1 protein-coding gene is annotated in these 625 nt (G+C 59.5%); it reads left to right on the top strand.

Features of this window, described 5'->3' with window-relative positions; all coding sequences use genetic code 11:
* A partial coding sequence (locus tag ACV229_RS40630; protein WP_448088662.1) for a hemagglutinin repeat-containing protein occupies nt 1-625 on the top strand: 625 nt, incomplete at both ends.

Below are 625 nucleotides of genomic sequence, written 5' to 3'. Positions count from 1 at the left end.
ACGAATCGAAGAGTTCGCGCGTGGGTGCATCGGTCGGCATGAGTGGAATCGGCGTATCGGCGGCGATGTCGAAGGCACATGGCGACGGGAACAGCGATCTGGCAACGCAGAACAACAGCCATGTGAACGCGGCGAATGCCGTGACGATCATCTCGGGCGGCGATACGAACATTATCGGGTCGAACGTCAGCGGCAATCAGGTGAATGCCGACGTGGGCGGCAACCTGAACATCGCAAGCGTGCAGGATACGCTGACAAGCGCCGCGCATCAGTCGAGTACGGGCGGCGGCTTCAGCATTAGCCAAGGCGGTGCCAGCGCGAACTTTAGCCAGAGCAAGGGTAATGCGTCGGGCAGCTATGCGGGCGTCAATGAGCAAGCCGGGATTCAGGCGGGGGACGGCGGGTTCAATATCAACGTCAAGGGCAATACCGATCTGAAGGGAGCGGTGATTGCGAGCGACGCGGATGCATCGAGGAATTCGTTGACGACGGGTTCGCTCTCGTTCTCTGACATTCAGAATCAGTCGAACTACGATGCGAGTTCGAGCGGTTTTAGTGCCGGCGTGACGACGGGCGACGGCGGGATGAACTACAGCACGCACGGCAATACGTCGGGCAAGAATGT

The organism is Burkholderia sp. MR1-5-21 (genome assembly GCF_053427715.1).
This window is presented reverse-complemented; position numbering and strand designations above follow the sequence as displayed.